Origin of the sequence: Micromonospora polyrhachis (assembly GCF_014203835.1) — a bacterium.
Classification (GTDB): domain Bacteria; phylum Actinomycetota; class Actinomycetes; order Mycobacteriales; family Micromonosporaceae; genus Micromonospora_H; species Micromonospora_H polyrhachis.
In genome coordinates this window covers 848,116-867,512 of the sequence record NZ_JACHJW010000001.1, presented here as the reverse complement: position 1 = coordinate 867,512, position 19,397 = coordinate 848,116, and the positions used below count along the sequence as shown (strand labels likewise).

The 19,397-nt window shown below is 70.5% G+C and carries 12 protein-coding genes; 11 read left to right on the top strand and 1 reads right to left on the bottom strand.

Going from position 1 to position 19,397, the window contains the following annotated elements:
* The first annotated feature begins 137 nt into the window (after window positions 1-137).
* The gene (locus tag FHR38_RS03410) at window positions 138-1,007 is read left to right on the top strand and encodes a TauD/TfdA dioxygenase family protein (RefSeq protein ID WP_184532682.1); all 870 of its coding nucleotides are present in this window, start codon (window positions 138-140) and stop codon (window positions 1,005-1,007) included.
* Window positions 994-2,370: a glycosyltransferase gene (locus FHR38_RS03405; protein ID WP_184532681.1), complete on the top strand. Its 1,377-nt coding sequence runs from the start codon at window positions 994-996 to the stop codon at window positions 2,368-2,370. Before FHR38_RS03410 ends, FHR38_RS03405 begins: the two co-directional genes overlap by 14 nt.
* Here FHR38_RS03405 and FHR38_RS03400 read toward each other — a convergent pair.
* Window positions 2,272-3,543: a cytochrome P450 gene (locus FHR38_RS03400; RefSeq protein ID WP_246446274.1), complete on the bottom strand. Its 1,272-nt coding sequence runs from the start codon at window positions 3,541-3,543 to the stop codon at window positions 2,272-2,274. The genes FHR38_RS03405 and FHR38_RS03400 overlap by 99 nt on opposite strands.
* A gap of 322 nt (window positions 3,544-3,865) precedes the next feature.
* Here FHR38_RS03400 and FHR38_RS03395 point away from each other — a divergent pair, with 322 nt between their 5' ends.
* The 9 genes from FHR38_RS03395 (at window position 3,866) to eccD (ending at window position 19,365) form a co-directional block, all read left to right on the top strand.
* Complete coding sequence (locus FHR38_RS03395) at window positions 3,866-4,672, top strand: sensor histidine kinase (protein WP_184532678.1); 807 nt, start codon at window positions 3,866-3,868, stop codon at window positions 4,670-4,672.
* Window positions 4,669-5,391 carry a response regulator transcription factor gene (locus tag FHR38_RS03390; RefSeq protein WP_184532676.1) on the top strand — a complete coding sequence of 241 codons (723 nt, stop codon included), beginning with the start codon at window positions 4,669-4,671 and terminating at the stop codon, window positions 5,389-5,391. The genes FHR38_RS03395 and FHR38_RS03390 overlap by 4 nt, the downstream gene beginning before the upstream one ends.
* A gap of 276 nt (window positions 5,392-5,667) precedes the next feature.
* Entirely contained in the window at window positions 5,668-6,738 is a 1,071-nt protein-coding gene (locus tag FHR38_RS03385) for an ABC transporter substrate-binding protein (protein ID WP_221448899.1), read from the top strand.
* Window positions 6,735-8,489 carry an ABC transporter permease gene (locus FHR38_RS03380; RefSeq protein ID WP_184532674.1) on the top strand — a complete coding sequence of 585 codons (1,755 nt, stop codon included), beginning with the start codon at window positions 6,735-6,737 and terminating at the stop codon, window positions 8,487-8,489. Before FHR38_RS03385 ends, FHR38_RS03380 begins: the two co-directional genes overlap by 4 nt.
* Window positions 8,486-9,616, top strand: coding sequence for an ABC transporter ATP-binding protein (locus FHR38_RS03375; protein ID WP_184532672.1), 1,131 nt, complete (start codon window positions 8,486-8,488; stop codon window positions 9,614-9,616). Before FHR38_RS03380 ends, FHR38_RS03375 begins: the two co-directional genes overlap by 4 nt.
* A 140-nt stretch (window positions 9,617-9,756) precedes the next feature.
* Window positions 9,757-12,546, top strand: a complete 2,790-nt coding sequence (locus tag FHR38_RS03370; protein WP_184532670.1) for a helix-turn-helix transcriptional regulator — start codon at window positions 9,757-9,759, stop codon at window positions 12,544-12,546.
* 137 nt (window positions 12,547-12,683) lie between these two features.
* Complete coding sequence (gene mycP, locus FHR38_RS03365) at window positions 12,684-13,973, top strand: type VII secretion-associated serine protease mycosin (protein WP_184532668.1); 1,290 nt, start codon at window positions 12,684-12,686, stop codon at window positions 13,971-13,973.
* Window positions 13,970-17,983, top strand: coding sequence for a type VII secretion protein EccCa (gene eccCa / locus FHR38_RS03360; RefSeq protein WP_184532666.1), 4,014 nt, complete (start codon window positions 13,970-13,972; stop codon window positions 17,981-17,983). The genes mycP and eccCa overlap by 4 nt, the downstream gene beginning before the upstream one ends.
* Entirely contained in the window at window positions 17,980-19,365 is a 1,386-nt protein-coding gene (gene eccD / locus FHR38_RS03355) for a type VII secretion integral membrane protein EccD (protein WP_184532664.1), read from the top strand. Before eccCa ends, eccD begins: the two co-directional genes overlap by 4 nt.
* Window positions 19,366-19,397 lie beyond the last annotated feature (32 nt).

Genomic DNA, 19,397 nt, shown 5'->3' with positions numbered 1-19,397 from the left:
CGAGCGCGATCGATGTTGCCAGTGGCTTCCAGTCCCGTCAACACGCCCGAGTGCATCGAAAATCCTCGCTCCGGCCGCTGTTCGGAGCCGGCCGCCTCTGGAATACTTCCCGATCAATACGAGGCCGGGGAGAGAAGATGTCGGCACCCGCCAGCACCCTGTACGACGTCAAGCCGGTGGCCGGGGCGCTCGGTGCCGAGATCCACGGTGTCAATCTGGCGCATCTGACCGACGAGGGCTTCGCGGAGCTGCACCGGCTACTCCTGGAACACCTGGTCATCTTCATCGTCGGGCAGCAGGGCCTGCCACCCGAGGCACACGTCGCGTTCGGCCGGCGGTTCGGCGAGGTGGAGTTGCATCCGTACCTGCCCCGGCTGGACGGGCACCCGGAGATCGTCGTCATCGACTCGGCCGAGGGCGGCAAGGTCGACGTGTGGCACACCGACATGACGTTCCACACCGGCCCACCGCTGGCGTCGATCCTGCAGATCGTCGAGTGTCCGAGCGTGGGCGGTGACACCATGTGGACGAATCAATACCAGGTCTACGAGCAGCTCTCCGCGCCGCTGCGGTACCTGCTCGACGGGCTTACCGCGATCCACGTGATCCGCATCGGCGACCAGTTCACCAGCCGCGCCGAGCATCCCGTGGTCCGGGTGCATCCGGAGACCGGCCGTCGCTCGCTCTATGTCAACCGGCTCTTCACCTCGCACATCCCCCAGTTGAGCCGCAACGAGAGCGACGCGTTGCTGGAGCATCTGTTCGACTTCTCCGAGCAACCCCAGTTCATGTGCCGCTACCGCTGGCAGGTCGGTGACGTGGCGGTCTGGGACAACCGGGTCACCCAGCACTACGCGGTCAACGACTATCTCGGCCGCCGCCGGGGGCAGCGGGTCACCATCCTGGGGGACCAGCCGACCGGCGACCCGCCCCGGTGGGAGCACTACCAGGCCGCGCCGGGTCAGCGGTACTGGCCGAGCCGGGTCAACGCCGTTGAACCGTACTGACTCCTCCGCCGCGCTCGTCCTGATGGTGATCCACGGTACGGACGGCGATGTCCTGCCGTTCGTCCGGATCGGCCGGGCGTTGCGGGCCCGAGGACACGACGTGACCCTGCTCAGCCACGAGTACTACCGTTCCGTGGTTGCCGCCGCCGGAATCGGGTTCGTGCCGATCGACACCATCAGCGAGTACGAGTACCACCTCGCCGACGCCGCCGACCAGGCCGACGCCACCGAGATCGGGGCGTTCCGCGAGCACTACCACCGCACCGGGCTCCTCACCCAGCTCCGGTTCGAGTGTCAGGAGCTGCTGCGCCGACACCGTCCGGGGCGTACCGTGCTGGTCGGTGCGCCGCTGTCGGCGCACTCGGCGCTCATCGCCGCCGAGGCGACCGGCGCACCGCTGGTCTGCCTGGCCCAGACTCCGTTCCAACTTGCCGCCCTGCCCCGGGTTGCCTGGCTGTACGGCGAGGTGCTGGCCGACCGGATCGACGACGCGCGGGCCGAGGTGGGGCTGGGGCCGGTGACCGACTGGTCGGCCTGGATGCGCTCCGCCGACCGGTACGTCGGTCTGTGGCCGCCCTGGTTCGACCAGGCTGGACCGTCCGCCCCGGCCGGCACCGAACTGACCGGGTTCGTGCTCGCCGACGCCGACGCCGATACCGGCGCTGATACCGGGTCCTACTCCGGGCGGCCCGACGTGCTACCACCGGACATCGCCGAACTGCTCGCCGGGCCGGTGGCCCCACTGCTGGTCACCGGCGGGACGGGACGGCTGCTGCACCGGGACTTCTACCGGGTGGCGGTCGAGGCGATCCGGATCGTGGACCGGCCGGGGCTGCTCGTCGTACGCCATCGGGACCTGGTGCCCGAGCCGCTACCTTCGGGCGTGTGCTGGTTCCCCCGGCTGCCCTTTCGTACGGTGGCCCCCCGGGTCGCGGCGATGGTGCACCACGGCGGTATCGGAACGCTGGGACGGGCCCTGGTCAGTGGCGTTCCGCAGGTGATCCTCGCCAGTGGACTGGACCGGCCGGACAACGCCCAGCGGGCGGCCCGGTGCCCAGCGACCGGGTGGCTTCCCGAGGAGCGCTGGACGCCGGACGAGGTCGCCAGGATGATCCGAACTGTGCTCGCCGCCCGCGCATCCACAGCGCCATCCGCCCGGCCGTCCCCGGGCGGGGTCGAGCGCGTGGCCGATGTCGTCGAATCGGCGCTGTGGCGTGCGGAAGGGCCCCTTCCACGGCAGAACGCGACAAGAAGGAGCCCTTCCTCACCTCCAGGTGATGGGGAACTCGGCGATGCCGCAGTTGATCCGGTCATGTCGCCAGGGCAACTCGTCGATCGGGACCGCCGGGGCCAGGGCCGGTAGCCGGCGCAGCAGGGTGCCGATCGCGACCTCGATCTGCAACCGGCCCAGGGCGGCCCCGAGGCAGAAGTGCGGTCCGTACCCGAAGGTCAGGTGCGGGTTCGGGGTCCGCCCGACGTCGAAGACGTCCGGTTCGGGGAAGAAGTCGGGATGGCGGTTGGCGGCCCAGGGTACGGCCATCACCGCCTCGCCCGCCCGGATCAGCGTGCCGCGCAGCGACACGTCCCGGGTGGCGGTCTGCACCAGGAACATGGGACTGACCGAGGTGTACCGCAGGATCTCGTCGACCGCACGGGGCAACAGAGCGGGATCGTCGCGCAGTCGGGCCAACTGCTCGGGATGCAGGAACAGGGCGCGGATTCCCGCGCTGGTCGAGTTGATCTCCCGTCCGCCGATCAGTACGCCGACCGCCAGCCCCACGATCTCCTCGTCGCTGAGTTCGTCGTCGGCCTGGGCAGCCAGCCAGGCGGAGAGCAGGTCGTCGCCGGGGGTGGCTCGTTTGACCGTCAACTGGGCGAACAGGTAGGCCCGCAACTCCGCCGAGGAGCGGGCGGCCTCCGGTGAGCCGTACGCGGTCAGCGAGTTGATGTCCGCGACCCAGGCGTTGAACCGGTCCCGGTCGGTGGCCGGCACCCCGAGCACCTCGCAGACCACCAGGGCGGGCAGGGGGGCCACCAGACCGCTGATCAGGTCGGCTGGCTTACCGCCGGCCTCCATGGCGTCGACCAGCTCGTCGGTGATCTGCTGTACCCGGGGCCGGTACGCCTCGATCCGCCGGGCGGTGAACGCGCGGGCCGCGAGGCGGCGTAGGGAGGCGTGCGCCGCACCGTTCATGCCCAGTTCCCGGACCAGGGGTGCGACGGGACACCGACCCTCGGCCGGTCCCGCTGTGCCGGCCGGTCCCGCTGTGCCGGCCGGTTCCGGTCCGTCGGTCGGCTCCACTGTCTCGGTCGGCAGCACTGCCTCGGTCGGCTCCATCCCGGGGTGGCGGGTCAGGCCCGGCGCGGCGAGCGCGGCACACACCTCTTCGTAGCCCACCACCAGCCACACCGGTCGGCCGTCGGGCAGCCGGACCCGGCTGATCGGCTCGTCGCGGACCATCTTCAGCAGCTCAGCCGGGAGGTCGCCCCGGAATTCCTCGAACGGATAGTCCCGCAGCTGCTTCTCGACTGTCATCGGGTGCCTGCTTCCGGTGGCGTGACGAGCGGGTCCGCCCCGCCCGAGGAGAGGTCTCAGGTCTTGCCGGAGAGATCGCATCCTATAAATTCGTTCCGAGCGACGGAACCGTTGAGGACGAGAGTTCGCCCGGTCACCAGCTGGGTGCGGGACGGTCACGAAAGATCATCAGGGGCCGTTCGACCGTTGTGGCCCCGGCCCTCCGACCGGCACAATGCAGACCATCACCTCGCCGAAGCCGCGACATTGGCGATGAGGTGCGACAACAGCGGCAGCCAGCGTCGGTCCGCCGGTGGGCGGCAGCGTCTGAGGAGGACGGGCAATGGGGGCCGCCTGGTGGTTGCTGGTGGCGGCGTTCGGCGGCGGACTCGTCGGGGCCGCGCTGGTGGCCTGGCGGATGCGCCGGGCGGCTGCCGCCCGGATAGCCGAGCTGGCCCAACTGGAGCAGTCGGTGCAGCGGCGGGCGGACCAGGTGAACGCCCTCAGCCACGAACTGCGTACCCCACTGAGCATGATCAAGGGTGCGGTCGATCTGCTCCGGGAGGGGACCCCCGGCCCCCTCACCTCGGCCCAGAAACGATTCCTGCAGGTCGTCGACCACCAGTCCACACAGGTCATCGGATTGTGTGAAAGCCTGCTGATCCAGGCGAAGATCGAGGCCGGGTTGTTCACTCCGCAGTTGGAGAAGGTGGACGTGTCGGTGGTGGTACGCGACGTGGTCACCGCCATGCGGCCGTTGGCCGGCCAACGGCACCAGCGGATCAGCCTCGACATGCCGCAGGTGATGCCGCGTATCGCCGCCGATCCGATGCTGCTGACCCAGGCGATGACAAACCTGCTGTCGAACGCGAGCCGGTTCACCACCACGGGCGGCAACATCGACATCAGGGTCATGCTGATCGACACCGGTGTCGCCATCTACGTCACCGACGACGGCGCCGGGATGACCCGCGCCGAGCGGTACCGGCTGTTCCACCGGTTCGCGACCGGTCGGCCGCTGGCGGACGGTACCGGCCTGGGGCTTGTCATCACGAAGACCATCATCGAGCTGCACGGAGGTGAGATCATGGTGCACACCGCGTCCGCCCGGGGGACCACGTTCCTCCTTACCCTGCCGAGTGGCACATGACCGGGCCGGTCGAGGCGAGGACGGGTGGTCCGACCGCCCTGGTGGTCGATGACGAGCCGCAGATGACGATCATCGTCGAGTTCGCCCTACAGACCCAGGGCTTCACGGTGCTGACCGCGCACGACGGTGCCACCGCGCTGCACCTGCTCCGGTCGCACGCCGTAGACCTGGTCGTACTGGACGTGATGATGCCGACGATGGATGGTCTGACCCTGTGCCAACGGATCCGAGCCCGGTCCGAGGTGCCGATCATGCTGCTCACCGCGTTGGCGCAACACGACGACGTGATCACCGGCCTGGAGCACGGCGCCGACGACTACGTCACCAAACCGTTCCACCCGCGCGAGGTGGCGCTGCGGGCACAGGCGCTGGTCCGCCGTCGGCGGGACAGCAGCACCGCCCTCCGGGTGGGCCAACTGGTCATCGACCCGGCGGCGCAGACCGCCACCCTGGCCCAGCATCGGCTCGACCTGCCGTTCACCGAGTTCAAGCTGCTGACCCACCTCGCGACCCGGCGCGGCATACCGCAGTCCTGGCAGGATCTGCTGCGCGAGGTGTGGGGCACCACCGACCTGATCGGCGGCCGGGACGTGGTGAAGTCCACCGTCTACCGACTGCGTTCCCGGCTCGCCGCCGTGCCCGGGGGGACCGCATACATTCGGACCCTGCGCGGTGTGGGCTACCTGATGCCCGACGTGGCCCCCGGGCTGCCGGCCTAGCGGCCCGAATGCCCAGCCACCGGCAGATTCTTCCGGGCTGCCGGCCCGAGCGGCCCGCACGCCCCTGCCGACCGGGTGCACCCTGCCACCGGCCGATCCACGGCACCCGCCGACCGGGCGCACCCACCCGGGGACCGGTGCCGCCGTCGTCCGATCGTAGGTGACGGCGGTGTCACCGGGACTCACGTCACCGTTACCGAACCATCGTTCACACGCCTCTAACCTGACCGAAATCTCATTCAGCAGTCGCATCAGATCAAATATTCGGAGGTAGACGTGTTGGTGAAGGGTCGGTCGCGCCGACGCGCGACAGCCGCGATGGCGCTCGCCGCCGCTGTCGTCGTGACTGCCGCCGGGTGTGCCCGTGAGAACGCTGGGGTAGACCCCGCGAAGGACAGCGGCATCGTGCACGTGGTGTGTGGCGCGACCGAGGACTGGTGCGCCGCGACCACCAAGAAGTTCACCGAGTCGACCGGCGTCAAGGCGGACTTCGTCCGGCTGTCCAGCGGTGAGGCGCTCGCCCGGATCAAGGCCGGTAAGGGCAACGCCGAGTTCGACGTCTGGTACGGCGGCCCGGCCGACGGCTACGCCGCCGCGAACACGGACGGCATGCTCGACGCCTACGTCTCGCCGAACGCGGCCGTGATCCCGGACAAGTACAAGGACCCGGCCGGTTCCTGGACCGGCGTCTACGTCGGGGCGCTCGGCTTCTGTAGCAACGGCAAGCTGCTGGCCGAGAAGGGGCTGGAGGTCCCGAAGTCCTGGGCGGACCTGCTCAACCCCAAGCTCAACCGGGAGATCGGCATCGCCCACCCGTCCACCTCGGGTACCGCGTACACGGCGCTCTGGACCCAGGTGCAGTTGGCCGGCGGTGACCAGGGCAAGGCGCTGGAGTACATGCGCAAGCTGCACCCGAACGTGCTGCAGTACACCAAGTCGGGTTCCGCACCCGGGCAGATGACCGCCCGTGGTGAGGTGACCGTCGGCATCATCTTCTCCCACGACTGCGTCGCCACCATGGAGGAGGGCTTCCCCGACCTGAAGGTGAGCTTCCCGTCCGAGGGCACCGGCTACGAGACCGGTGGTGTCGCCCTGGTCAAGGGGGCCAAGAACCCGACCAGCGCCAAGAAGTTCATCGACTGGGCACTCACCACCGAGGCGCAGGAGATCGGCCCCACGGTGAAGTCGTACCAGTTCCCGACCAACCCGAACGCCAAGGTGTCCGACAAGGTCGTCAAGCTCTCCGAGCTGACGATGGTGCAGTACGACGCCGTCGCGGCCGGCACGGCCAAGTCGGCGCTGAACAAGCGGTTCGACGCTGAAGTTGCGCAGGCGCCGAAGTCATGACCACTCTGCTGTCCGACCGCGAGGTGGTCACCGTACCTGAGGTGACCCCTCCGCGGCGGCGGCGGCGTCGGCACCGCGACGTGGGCATCCGTGTCCTGATCGCCATCAGCGTCGTGCTGGTGGCGATCGGCGCGATCGTCCCGCTGGTCGCGGTGCTCGCAACGGCCTTCGGGCCGGACGCGCTGCCCCGCTACGCGGAGTTCTTCACCTCCTCCGTCGACCTTGGCATTCTGCGTAACACGCTGGTGCTCGGCCTGCTCGTCGGCCTCTTCGGCACCGCGCTGGGCTTCCTCTTCGCGTTCGTCCAGGCCCGTCTGGACGTACCGGGAAAGAAGATCCTGCACATCATCGCCATGATGCCGATCGTCAGCCCGCCGTTCGCGGTGGCCACCGCCACCGTCGTGCTGTACGGCCGGCGCGGCGTCATCAGCAACGGTCTCTTCGGCCTCGAGTACGACATCTACGGCCTCGACGGCCTGGTGTTCGTGCTGTCGCTGTCGCTGTTCCCGGTCGCCTACCAGGGTCTGCTCGGCATGATGCGGGCGTTGGACCCGGCGCTGGAAGAAGCGGCGATGAACATGGGTGCCAGCCGCTGGCAGATCATGCGCAGGGTGATCCTGCCGCTGCTGGCACCGGGCCTGGTCGCCCCGTTCCTGCTGCTCTTCGTCGAGGCGATCGCCGACCTGGCCAACCCGCTGGTGCTCGGTGGCGACTACACGGTGCTGGCCAGCCGCGCCTACCTGGCGGTGACCGGCGAGTACGACACCACCAGCGCCGCGGTCTACTGTGTGATCCTGCTGGTGCCGTCGCTGGCGATGTACTTCGCCCAGCGGTGGTGGCTCAACCGCAAGGTGCGTACCACCATCACCGGCCGTCCGTCCGGCAGCGTCCACCTGATCACCGGCTGGAGCCGGTGGCCGATCTACGGCCTGGCGGTCTTCGCCGCCCTGATCATCGTCAGCCTCTACGGCACGGTGATCATCGGCTCGGTGACCAAGGTCTTCGGCGTCGACAACACGTTCACCCTGCAGTACCTCGAAGAGGTCATCCTCGGGGTGGGGCTCGAGGCGGTGCTCGACACGCTGACCTTCGCCATCATCGCCACTCCGATCGCGGCCATCGTCGGCCTGGTCATCGCCTGGCTGGTGGTGCGCCACCTGCGCTACACCGCCTGGCTGCTCGACCTCGGCGGCACCCTCGGCGTCGCGGTGCCCGGTACGGTGCTGGGTATCGGGTTCGTGCTGGCCTACCGGCCGGACCGCTGGGTCGGTGACTTCGTGGCCTTCCCCAGCCTGGTCGGCGGCAGTGCGATCGCCGGCGGCGCGGTGGCCATCATCCTGGCGTACGTCGTTCGGAGCGTACCGGCCGGCCAACGCATCGCGGTCGGGGCGCTTTCCCAGATGCACCCGTACATCGAGCAGGCGTCGACGGACCTCGGGGCCAGCCCGATGCAGACGTTCCGCTGGGTGACCCTGCCGCTGATCCGGCCGGCCCTGCTCGCCGGTCTCAGCTACAGCTTCGCCCGAAGTATGACGTCGGTGTCGACCATCGTCCTGCTGGTCACCCCCGAAACGAAGATCATCACATCGCAGGTGCTCAGCGCCGCCAGCACCGGCCGGTACGGGGTGGCGTTCGCCTACTGCACCGTGCTGACCGCACTCGTGTTGGCTGCCTTCGGGCTGATCCACCTGATCGTCGGCGGGGGCGCCACCCTGCAACGCACCGCCAAGTCTGAAAGGCAGAAACGATGACCGCCGCGCCTGCCGTGCCCCTTCCCGCCGTGTCGGCCGAGGCCAGCACCGGGCACCTGCAGCTCGACGCGCTCACCAAGCAGTTCACCAGCCGTTCCGGTACGGTGACCGCGGTCGACGCCGTCACGCTCGACGTCAAACCGGGGGAGTTCATCACCCTGCTCGGCCCCTCCGGTTGTGGCAAGACCACGACCCTGCGGATGGTGGCCGGGTTCGAGGACGCCACCGGCGGCCGGATCCTGCTCGATGACAAGGTCATCGACGACATCCCGCCGCAGCGGCGACCGATGGCGATGGTGTTCCAGAGCTACGCGTTGTTCCCGCACATGACCGTGGCGGAGAACATCTCGTACGGGCTGCGCCTCCAGAAGCGTACGAAGGAGGAGATCGCCACCAGCATGCGCATGGCGCTGACCAGCATGAACCTGGTCGGCCTCGAAGAGCGCAGCCCACACGAACTCTCCGGCGGCCAGCAGCAGCGGGTCGCGCTGGCCCGTGCCCTGGTGGTGCAGCCGAAGGTGCTGCTCTTCGACGAGCCGCTGTCCAACCTCGACGCGAAGCTGCGTGACGCGATGCGGGCCGAGATCCGCCGCATCCAGAAGATGTTCGGCATCACCAGCATCTACGTCACCCACGACCAGGACGAGGCGATGAGCATGTCCGACCGGATCGTGGTGATGAACAAGGGCAAGGTCGAGCAGGTGGCCACCCCGGGAGAGATCTACGCCCGGCCAGCCAGTGTCTTCGTCGCCGACTTCATCGGTCGGGCCAACTTCATCGAGGCGGTGCCGGAGAACATCACCGATGGCCGGGCCACGGTGAGCGTGCTCGGTCGGCAGATGACCGTACCCACCCACCCGAAGGTGGCGGCCGGCTCGGTCGGTGCCTACCTGATGGTGCGGCCGGAGACCGCCGCGTTGACCCCGGTCACCGATGGTGGCAACGGTATCGGTGTCGTCTTGCGCTCGACGTTCCACGGGCCGTCCATCGACTACGAGGTGGAGACGACCGGCGGCACCATCACGGTGACCGAGGCCGGTCGGGACCCGCAGGACGCGTTGTCCGAGGGGACCAACGTCGACCTGGCCTTCGACCCGGAGCGGGCCTACCTGCTCACCCGGGAGTGACCGCCACGGCGACCCGCCGTGGGTTTCGTCCCCGTACCCCGGCGGGTCGCCCATCGTTCACCGGCTCCTCATCGCTGGCGCCTATGTTCCGGTGCATACGTTGACCGATCCGAGTTGATCACTTTGAGAATGTTGACGTCGTGACTCCGGGCTTCTTGGCCGGCCGCCAGGATCTGGTTGACCAGGCGCTGCAACACTGGGCGGACGGCCGAAGCGTCGTCCTCGTCGGTGGTGCCGGCGTGGGCAAGTCCACCGTGCTCGCCGTGTTGGCCGGTACGGTCACGCAGCGGCCGGGCTTGGTGCTGGTGGCCAGTCCGGCCGAGGCGGACGCCCGGATGCCCTTCGTGACCCTGATCGACCTCTTCGGTGCCGTACCCGGCGAACACTTCGACCGACTGCCCCCGGCGACCCTACGGATCGTCGAACTTGCCCTCCGTCGCCGCGACCCCGGCGGCGGCGAGGTGGACCCGCTGGCCGTCTGCCTCGGCATCCTCGACCTACTGCGGACGATCACGTCGGCGGTGCCGATCACCCTGGTGCTGGACGATCTCCAGTGGGTCGACCCGGCCAGCGCGGAGGTGCTCAGCTTCGCCGCCCGACGACTGCCACCCGGCCGGATGACGGTCCTTGCCGCGCAGCGGTCCGACACATCGGACCGGCGACCCCCGGCCGCTCAGGTAGTCCCCTCCGGCGCGGCCACGCTGGCGGTCGGGCCGCTGCCCGCGGAGGTACTCGTTCCGGTGATCGCCGCCCGGGCCGGCGGGCTCGTCAGCCGCCCGATCGCCCAGCAGATCTGGGCACTCTCCGCCGGAAACCCGCTCTTCGCGCTGGAGATCGCCGATGCGGTACGACGCGGCGGAGTGCGACCCGTTCCGGGCGCGCCGCTGCCGGTGCCCGTACACCTCGACACCCTGATGCGGCAACGCCTGGCCACGCTCTCGCCCCGCGCCCGCGACACCGTCCGGCTAGCCGCCACCGCGTACCGTCCCACTCTGGCGCTGCTCACCCGGGCCGGCTGCGACTCGGCGGTGACCGATCTGACCGACGCCTCCGAGGCGGGCATCTGCGACCTGGACGCCAGTGGCACCGTCTCGTTCGGACATCCGTTGCTGCGGGCCGCAGTGTACGCCGAGGCCCCGATCATCGTCCGGATGTCGCTACACGCCCGACTCGTAGAGGTCACCACCGACCCGATCGAGCGGGCCCGACACCTGGCCCTGGCGACCGGCCTGGAGGACGAGACCGTGGCGGCCGCGTTGACCACCGCCGCGGACCTGGCCAGCCGGCGCGGGGCCACCGGCGCCGCCCGGGAGTTGATCGGCCTGGCCGCCCTTCGTACGCCCACCGCCGACCAGGTCGGGTGGGCCGAGCGCAAGCTCGCCGAGGCTCGCTACGCCCACCAGGCGGGGCTGCTCAGCGAGGCGCGCGAGGTGGCCGAGCAGGTACTCGCCGCCGAGGTGCCGCGCCGGCTGCGGGCACGTGCCTGGCTGGCCGTCTTCGAGGCCAGCGGGAACGCGATCGGGGGGATGGGCCAGCAGGTGACGGCGGCCCGCGCCGCCGCCGAGGGCGAGGCGGACCTGGAACCCCGGGTACGCCTCTACTGCGCGATCCATCATGCCGCCGCCCTACGTGCCGAGCCGGCCCTGGCCGATGCGCGGTGGGCGGCCGAGGCGGCGGCCGTGGTGGGGGACGGCCCGACCGAGGCGTGGGCGCTGCACGTGCTGCTGATCGTCAAGACGCGGCTGGGCCAGCCCTGCGACGCGGAGTTGGCCCGGGTGACCCGGCTGCTGGCGCAGCGGCATGACCTGGGGGAGGCAGCCCACCTGATCTGCTACGACCTGGCTCGGACGCACTTCGACGACGACCGGTACGACGAGGCGCACGAGCTGCTGCGCTCAGCCGTACGCCGGGCCGAGGAGGCGGGTGTCTTCGGCGGGCTGGAGTGGGTACTGCATCTGCTGGCCCGGGTCGACTGGCGACGGGGGCGGTGCGCGTCGGCGCTGACCACGGTGTCCCGGTTCCAGCAGTTGGCGATCGACGTCGAGCCGGCGTACGGCAATCTGGTGCGGTGGGCTTCGGCCGAGGCGGAGGCGGTCACCGGCAGCCTGGCTCGGGCCATCGAGTTGGCCGAGCGGGTGGTAGCGGAGACGGAACGGATCGGCGACCCCGAGAAGCTCGTCCAGTTCTGCCACTTCCTCGGAGTCTGGCGACATCTCACCGGGGACGACGCCGGTGCCCTGGCCATGCTCGACCAGGCCCGGGAGTACGCCGCCAACTTCGCGCCCGGCAACCAGACCACGGTGTTGCTGGCCGATCTCGTGGAGGTGCTGGTCGGCACGGGCGATCGGGAGCGGGCACGCCACCTGCTCACCGAGCTACGCGACCTCACCGGGACACCCGACCGGGTCGCCGGGACCCGCGGCGACGGCTGCGCGGGAACGTCCACCTTCGCCGTCGCCGCCAGTCAGCGGGCCGAGGCGGTGTTCGCCTTCGCCGAAGGGCGCGCTGACGACGCCATCGACCTGCTCAGCCGGGCGGCCGAGGCGTACCGGGCGTTGGACACCCCGATCGAACTCGCCCGTACGCTGACCGTCTGGGCCAACGTCGCGCGCCGGCAGCGGCGGCGGGCGGCGGCGCGTACCCTGCTCGACGAGGCGGTCCGGCGGTGCGCGGCGGCCGGCGCGACGGTCTGGCGGGACCGGATCGAGGCCGAACTCGCCCGGCTCGCCCCCGGAGGGCGGGTCGGTAACCAGCTCACCCCGATGGAGGAGCGGATCGCGGCGCTGGTCGTACAGGGGGCCACCAACCGGGAGATCGCGCAGAGCCTGGCCATCGGAGTGACCACGGTGGAGGGTTCCCTCACCCAGATCTACCGCCGGTTCCGCATCCGGTCCCGGGTCGAACTGGTCCGCGCGTTGACCACGTCGTGAGGATCACCCGCCCCTCGCGCGGATCGCCCCCTCGACCGGCATCGAGAATCTCCACCGATCGTGATGAACCATCCGGTCGACCGGGCCGTAGTCACCGCGACGAGAGGTCGTGGCGGTGACGCCGGTGGGAGGCACGGATGCGGCAGCGGGTTCGGATGCTCGCGCATCTGCTCGCCGGGGTGACGCTGCTGACCACGTCGGTGCCGGTCGCCGCCGCGCCAGCGAGCGCCGCTCCGACGATGCGCTGCACATCGCCGTCGGAGAAGCTGCTGCCGGAGGTGCCCTGGACGCACCAGCGGTTGACACCGCAGCGGGTGTGGCCGCTGACCCGGGGCGAGGGCGTGCTGGTGGCGGTCATCGACACCGGGGTGGACGGGGCGGTGCCGCAGCTCGCGGGGCGGGTGCGCAAGGGCAGTGACGTCGTCAACCGGATGGGTCGCGCCGACGACGACTGCTACGGTCACGGCACTTTCGTCGCCGGCATCATCGCCGCCCAGCCGGCCGCCGGTACCGGCATGGTGGGGCTGGCACCGGGCGTGACGATCCTGCCCGTCCGGCAGGCCAACGGCCCCAGCGACGGCACCGCGTCGACCCTGGCCCGGTCGATCCGGGCGGCCGTCGACGCGAACGCCTCCGTCATCAACGTCTCGGCCAGTTCCTTCTTTCCCAACGAGGAGTTACGACGGGCCGTGGAGTACGCCGCGCAGCGGGACGTGCTGCTGGTCGCGGCGGTGGCGAACGAGGCCCAGCAGGGCAACCCGGTCGCCTATCCGGCGGCGTACCCGCAGGTCGTTGCGGTCGGGTCGGTCGGCCCGGATGGTCGGCGTAGCGAATTCTCCGAGGTGGGCACCTACCTGGACCTGGTGGCCCCGGGGGTGGACGTGGTGAGTCTGAGCCGGGCCGGTGCCGGGCACCTGGTCGACAGCGGCACCAGCTACGCGACGCCGTTCGTGACCGCCACCGCCGCGTTGGTCCGGGCCTACCATCCGAAGCTCACCGCGGCGCAGGTGAAGCGGAGGCTGGAGCTGACGGCCGACCACCCGGGCACGACGCTGCCGAATCCGCAGCTCGGCTGGGGGGTGGTGAACCCGTACCAGGCGGTCACCGCGATCCTGCCGGAGGAACACGGCCACCACTCCACCCCGGTCGACCAGCCCACGCTGGGGCCGGTCGCGCGGACTGCGGCGGAGCCGACCAGCGACCGCGACACCGCGATCGAGTTCACCCTGGCCGCTGTGGTCGTAGCCGCCCTGCTCGGGTTGGTGGCCTACCTGGTGCCGCACGGCATCCGTCGGAGCTGGCGCAGCGTCGGCGAGCCCGGTGCCGAGGCGGCACCGGACCCCGGTTCGGGGCGGGTTCCGCACCGGGAGAACCGGTACCCGGGCACCTCCGACCCGGACCGGAACGGACGAGGGAGCACCGGATGAGCACGATTCCCGTAACCCGGTCGCCCCGCCGCTCCGCCCCGGCGATCGACAAGGGAGAGTTCGCCCTGCAGGAGCCGCCGGGACTGCCGGAGCCCGGCGGCAGTCAGCTGACCAACCTGCTGACCTACCTGCCCATGATGATGGGCACCGGCGCGTTGGCGCTGTTCTACCTGCAGTCCGGCGAGAGCCGGGTGATGCTCTACCTGACCTCGGGGCTGATGGGCCTGTCGGCCATCATCATGGCGTTCGCCCTGCTGATGCGGGCCGGCTCGGAACGCAAGGCCAAGCTCAAGGGCGAGCGGCGGGACTATCTGCGCTACCTCGGGCAGGCCCGCAAACAGGTACGACGCAGCGTCGACCGGCAGCGGCGTTCGGTGCTGTTCACCCATCCCGATCCGGCCCGGCTCTGGGCGTTGGTCCCCACCGACCGGCTGTGGGAGCGGCGTACCAACCATGCCGACTTCGCCGAGGTACGCATCGGTCTCGGCCAGCAACGGCTGGCGCTGACGTTGCAGGCACCACAGACCAAGCCGGTGGAGGACCTCGAACCGCTCTGCGCCAGCGCGTTGCGTCGGTTCCTCCGCGCGTACACGGTGATCGAGGACATGCCGGTGGCGGTGTACCTGCGCGGCTTCGCCCGGGTCAGCCTGGACGGCGACGACATGGTCAACCGGGCGTTGGTCCGGGCGATGGTGGCGCAGCTCGTCACCTTCCACACCCCGGAGGAACTGCACATCGCCGTGTTGGCCAGCACCGACCGGCTGCGGTACTGGGACTGGGTCAAATGGCTACCGCACGCCCAACATGCCGAGCAGACCGACGCGGCCGGGGCGGTACGACTGGTCTGCGACTCCTGGGTGGACCTGGAGAAACTGCTCGGCGGGAAGGCCCTGGACGACCGGGGCCGGTACGAGCCGGGCGCGACGCCGACCCCGGACGAGCCGTTCGTCGTGGTGATCCTCGACGACCCGCCCATCTCGGGCAACCATCGCCTCGGCGGAGCCGGCTACCGCAACCTGGTCGCGATCGACACCGATGCCACCCTGCCCTGGGACGGTGCCGCCACCACTCTGCGGCTGCGGATCGGCGAGGGCCACATCGACAAGGTCGACATGACCCGGTCGGGCGACGAGAAGATCACCCCGATCGGGCGCGCCGACGCGATGAGCCTGGTGCGGGTCCGGGCGTTGGCCCGGCAGGTCGCGCCGTACCGGGTGGGGGGAAGCGGCGCGGTGACCGACGCCGCGGCCGTCACCGCCGACCTGCCCGCCCTGCTCGGGATAGCGGACCTGCGCGCGATGGACCCGCAGGTGCTGTGGCAGGCCCGGACGGCCTGGGACCACCTGCGGGTACCGATCGGCATCACCGACCGCGGGCAGACCGTCGAGCTCGACCTGAAGGAGTCGGCGCAGGGCGGCATGGGGCCACACGGCATCCTGATCGGGGCCACCGGATCCGGCAAGTCCGAGCTGATCCGCACGCTGGTGCTGTCGCTGGCGCTGGCGCACTCGTCGGAGAAGCTCAACATGGTGCTGGTCGACTTCAAGGGCGGGGCGACCTTCCTCGGTCTGGACGGTCTGCCGCACGTGTCGGCGCTGATCACCAACCTGGTCGACGAACTGCCGCTGGTCGACCGGATGCAGGATGCCCTGCAGGGTGAGCTGGTCCGCCGGCAGGAGCTGCTGCGCAAGCACAGCCACACGTCGGTGCTGGAGTACGAGCGGGCGCGCGCCGCCGGTGCCGAACTGGACCCGTTGCCCACGCTGGTGGTGATCGTCGACGAGTTCGGGGAACTGCTCAGCGTAAAGTCCGAGTTCACCGACCTGTTCATGATGATCGGTCGCCTCGGCCGCTCGCTCGGGGTGCACCTGTTGCTGGCCTCGCAGCGGTTCGAGGAGGGGCGGGTACACACCCTGGAGACGCACCTGTCCTACCGGATGGGGCTGAAGATGTTCTCGGCGATGGAGTCGCGCAGCGTCATCGGCGTCAGTGACGCGTACGACAAGCCACTCATGCCCGGCTCGGGTTATCTGCGGACCGACACCACCACGCTGGTGAAGTTCCGGGGGGCGTACGTCTCCGGACCATGCCCGGTCCGCGGCAAGCGGGTCGCCCAACCGGTCAGCAACTCACAGGTGGTCAACTTCGAGTCGGGATTCGTGGTGCCGACGCGCCCGATCGAGCCCCCGCCCCGGGATCCTGCCATGACCGAGGAGACCCCGAGCACGGAGACCACGCTGGCGGTGATCGTCGACCGGCTACGCGACGCCGGCCCACCGGCGCACCGGGTGTGGCTGCCGCCGCTGGCCGAGCCGGCCCGATTGGACGAGATGTTGCCGCCGCTCGCCCTCGATCCGCAGCGCGGCTACGGCGCGCCGTACGGCGGACTGCGGGTCCCGGTCGGTCTGGTGGACCGCCCCTTCGAACAGCGCCGGGACCCGCTGCTCGCCGACCTCGAAGGGGCCAAGGGACACGCGGCCGTGGTCGGCGCGCCACGCAGCGGCAAGAGCACCCTGCTGCGCACCCTGGTCGCCGGGCTCGCGTTGAGCCACACGCCCCGGGAGGTCCAGTGCTACATCCTCGACTTCGGCGGTGGCGCGATGGCGGCGCTGGCCGGGCTGCCACACGTCGGTGGCGTGGCCAACCGGCGGGACCGGGAACGGGTCACCCGCACCGTCGCCGAGGTGTACGACATCCTCGACCAGCGCGAGGAGTTCTTCGGCCGACACGACGTGGAGTCGATGGCGGCCTATCGGCGGGCCCGGGCGGCGGGGCAGTACGCCGACGACCCGTTCGGCGACGTCTTCCTCGTCATCGACGGCTGGTTCACCCTGCACCAGGAGTTCGAAGGACTGGAGCCGACGATCCAGGAGATCGCCACCCGGGGCCTCAGCTACGGCGTACACCTGGTGATCAGCGCCGGGCGCTGGTCGGAGATCCGACCGTGGCTGCGTGACGTGCTGCAGACCCGCTTCGAGCTTCGCCTCGGCGACTCGATGGAGTCCGAGATCGACTTCCGGAAGGCCAAGACCGTGCCGGAGGCGCCGGGACGGGGCCTCACCGTGGACAAGTTCCACTTCCTGTCGGCGGTACCCGCCATCGGGGCGATGTCGGCCGGGGACGACGACGGTGCCGAGGCGGAGCCGGCTGGCGAGGCGGCGGCGGCGTTGGCCGCACTGGTGGAGGCGGTACGGTCCGGCTGGTCCGAGCCGCCGGCCCCGGCCGTTCGCCTGTTGCCCAAGGTGCTCGACCGGCAGGCGCTGCCGTCGACCCCCGCAGACGGCGAGCTGCGGGTGGCGTTGGGTCTGGACGACCAGCGTCTGCAACCGGTCTGGCACGACTTCGGCACCAACCCGCATCTCATGGTCTTCGGCGACACCGAGACCGGCAAGACGAACCTGCTGCGGCACCTCGCGCAGGCCATCGTCGAGCGGTTCCCGGCCCAGGAGGCGCAGGTCCTGGTCGCCGACCCGCGGCGGAACCTCGCCACCGCCTTCGCCGCGAACCAGACGGTCGGGTACGCGTTGAACGGCAAGGCGCTGCGCGAGGTGCTGGCCCGAGGGGTGCCGCTGCTCAAGAGCCGCGTCCCCGGCCCGGATATCGCCCCGGACCGGCTCTCCACCCGGGACTGGTGGTCGGGGCCTCGGTTGTTCGTGCTGATGGACGACTACGACATGGTCTCCGGGATGATGGACTATCCGGCCGAGACCCTGGTCGACCTGCTGGCACACGGCGCGGAGATCGGCCTGCACGTCATCGTCGCCCGGAGCACGGCCGGGGCGGCCCGGGGGATGACCGATCCACTGCTGCGTCGCCTCTGGGATCTGGGCAGCAGCGCGGTCCTCTTCTCCTGCCCCCGCGATGAGAGCGGCTTCCTCGGCCAGGTCAAGCCGTTGACGTTGCCCGCCGGGCGGGCGCAGTTGGTCCGGCGCCGCGCCGACCCGATCCAGTTCCAGACGCCGCTGGTCGCCGACCCCACCGGCGACGATCCACGAGAGGCCACCCGATGACCGACCTGAGCCGCGTCGTCCTGGTCACCCCCCAACGGACCGTCGAGGTCGCCCTGCCGTCCATGGTGCCGCTGGCGGACCTGATGCCGGTGCTCGTGCAGCGCGCGACGATGTCCGGTGCCCTGGAGCAGCCGGGCCAGCACCGCGCGTTCACCGGTGAGGGCGACTGGGTGCTGCAACGTCTCGGCAGTGGGCCGCTCGACGAGGAGCTCACCCCGGCGTCGTTGCAGATCCGCGACGGCGAGACCCTCTATCTGCGGCCCCGGGACGCGCAACTGCCGCCGGTGCACTTCGACGATCTCATCGACGGACTCGCCACCGGCGTACGTAACCGCCCCGACCGGTGGCGGGACAGCCTGACCCGGGTGCTGTTCCTCGTCGTCTGCGCCGTCACCTTGTCGACCTGCTTCGTGATCCTGCTCGACGGTGCGGTGCCGCGCCGGGGTGCGTTGGCCACCGGTTGCGCGGTGGCGCTCGCGTTCGGGGCGATGATGTGCTCGCGCGCCCTCGCCGACGGGTGGGCCGCCATCACGCTGGGGGTGGCCGCCGTGCCCTTCGCGGGACTCGCCGGCTACAGCCTGATACCGGCACCCGCCGTCGGCGCGAGCGCCGCTGCGCAACTGCTCTGCGCGGCCGTCGCCGCGAGCGTCACCGCCCTGCTGGTCACCTTCGCGGTCGGCCATTACCGAGCCTTCTTCCTCGCCGGCTGGCTGACCAGCCTGGCCGGTGCCGGCCAGGCCCTGCTGGTGGTGCTCGGGTTGAGCACCGCCCAGGCTGCGGCGGCCACCGTCGCGGTGGCCCTGCTCGGTGCCGCCGCCGCCCCTTCCCTGGCATTCCGGCTGGCGCTGCTGCGGCTGCCGCAACTACCGACCAGCGCGACCGATCTCGCCGAGGACATCGACCCGTACCCGGGCACCAAACTGATCTCCGGGGCGGTGGTCGCCGACACCTACCTCACGTGGCTGCTGGTCGCTGCCGGCCTGATCTGCACCGCCGGCCTCTGGGTGCTGGCACCCACCCGGGGCTGGGCGCCGACACTGTTCGTCGTCGCGGTGCTGGGCGTCCTGGCCATCCGGTCCCGCAGCCTCAGCTCGGGTTGGCAACGGGCGGCCACCCTGCTGCCGGTGCTCACCGGCGGGTCGCTGCTGACCATCCGGCTGGCTGGCCAGGGGGACGCGATGATCTCCGGACTCTTCGTCATCCTGCTGCTCGTCCTCGCGGCGGCCCTGCTGGCCATGTCCCGGAGCCTGCCCGGGCGACGGTTGCTGCCCTACTGGGGGCGGGTCGCCGACTTCACCGAGTACGTCTTCGCCATCGCGATGGTGCTCACCCTGCTCGCCATCTTCGACGCCTACCAGTGGGCCCGATCCATCGCCGGGTAGCCAGCCCGCGTCGCCCGCATCGTATCGAAGGA

Excerpts from the sequence above, each read along its gene's own strand:
- FHR38_RS03395 (WP_184532678.1), top strand. The coding sequence starts at position 3,866 with ATGGGGGCCGCCTGGTGGTTGCTGGTGGCGGCGTTCGGCGGCGGACTC.
- FHR38_RS03410 (WP_184532682.1), top strand. The coding sequence starts at position 138 with ATGTCGGCACCCGCCAGCACCCTGTACGACGTCAAGCCGGTGGCCGGG.
- mycP (WP_184532668.1), top strand. The coding sequence starts at position 12,684 with ATGCGGCAGCGGGTTCGGATGCTCGCGCATCTGCTCGCCGGGGTGACG.
- FHR38_RS03380 (WP_184532674.1), top strand. The coding sequence starts at position 6,735 with ATGACCACTCTGCTGTCCGACCGCGAGGTGGTCACCGTACCTGAGGTG.
- FHR38_RS03400 (WP_246446274.1), bottom strand. The coding sequence starts at position 3,543 with ATGACAGTCGAGAAGCAGCTGCGGGACTATCCGTTCGAGGAATTCCGG.
- FHR38_RS03375 (WP_184532672.1), top strand. The coding sequence starts at position 8,486 with ATGACCGCCGCGCCTGCCGTGCCCCTTCCCGCCGTGTCGGCCGAGGCC.
- eccD (WP_184532664.1), top strand. The coding sequence starts at position 17,980 with ATGACCGACCTGAGCCGCGTCGTCCTGGTCACCCCCCAACGGACCGTC.
- FHR38_RS03390 (WP_184532676.1), top strand. The coding sequence starts at position 4,669 with ATGACCGGGCCGGTCGAGGCGAGGACGGGTGGTCCGACCGCCCTGGTG.
- eccCa (WP_184532666.1), top strand. The coding sequence starts at position 13,970 with ATGAGCACGATTCCCGTAACCCGGTCGCCCCGCCGCTCCGCCCCGGCG.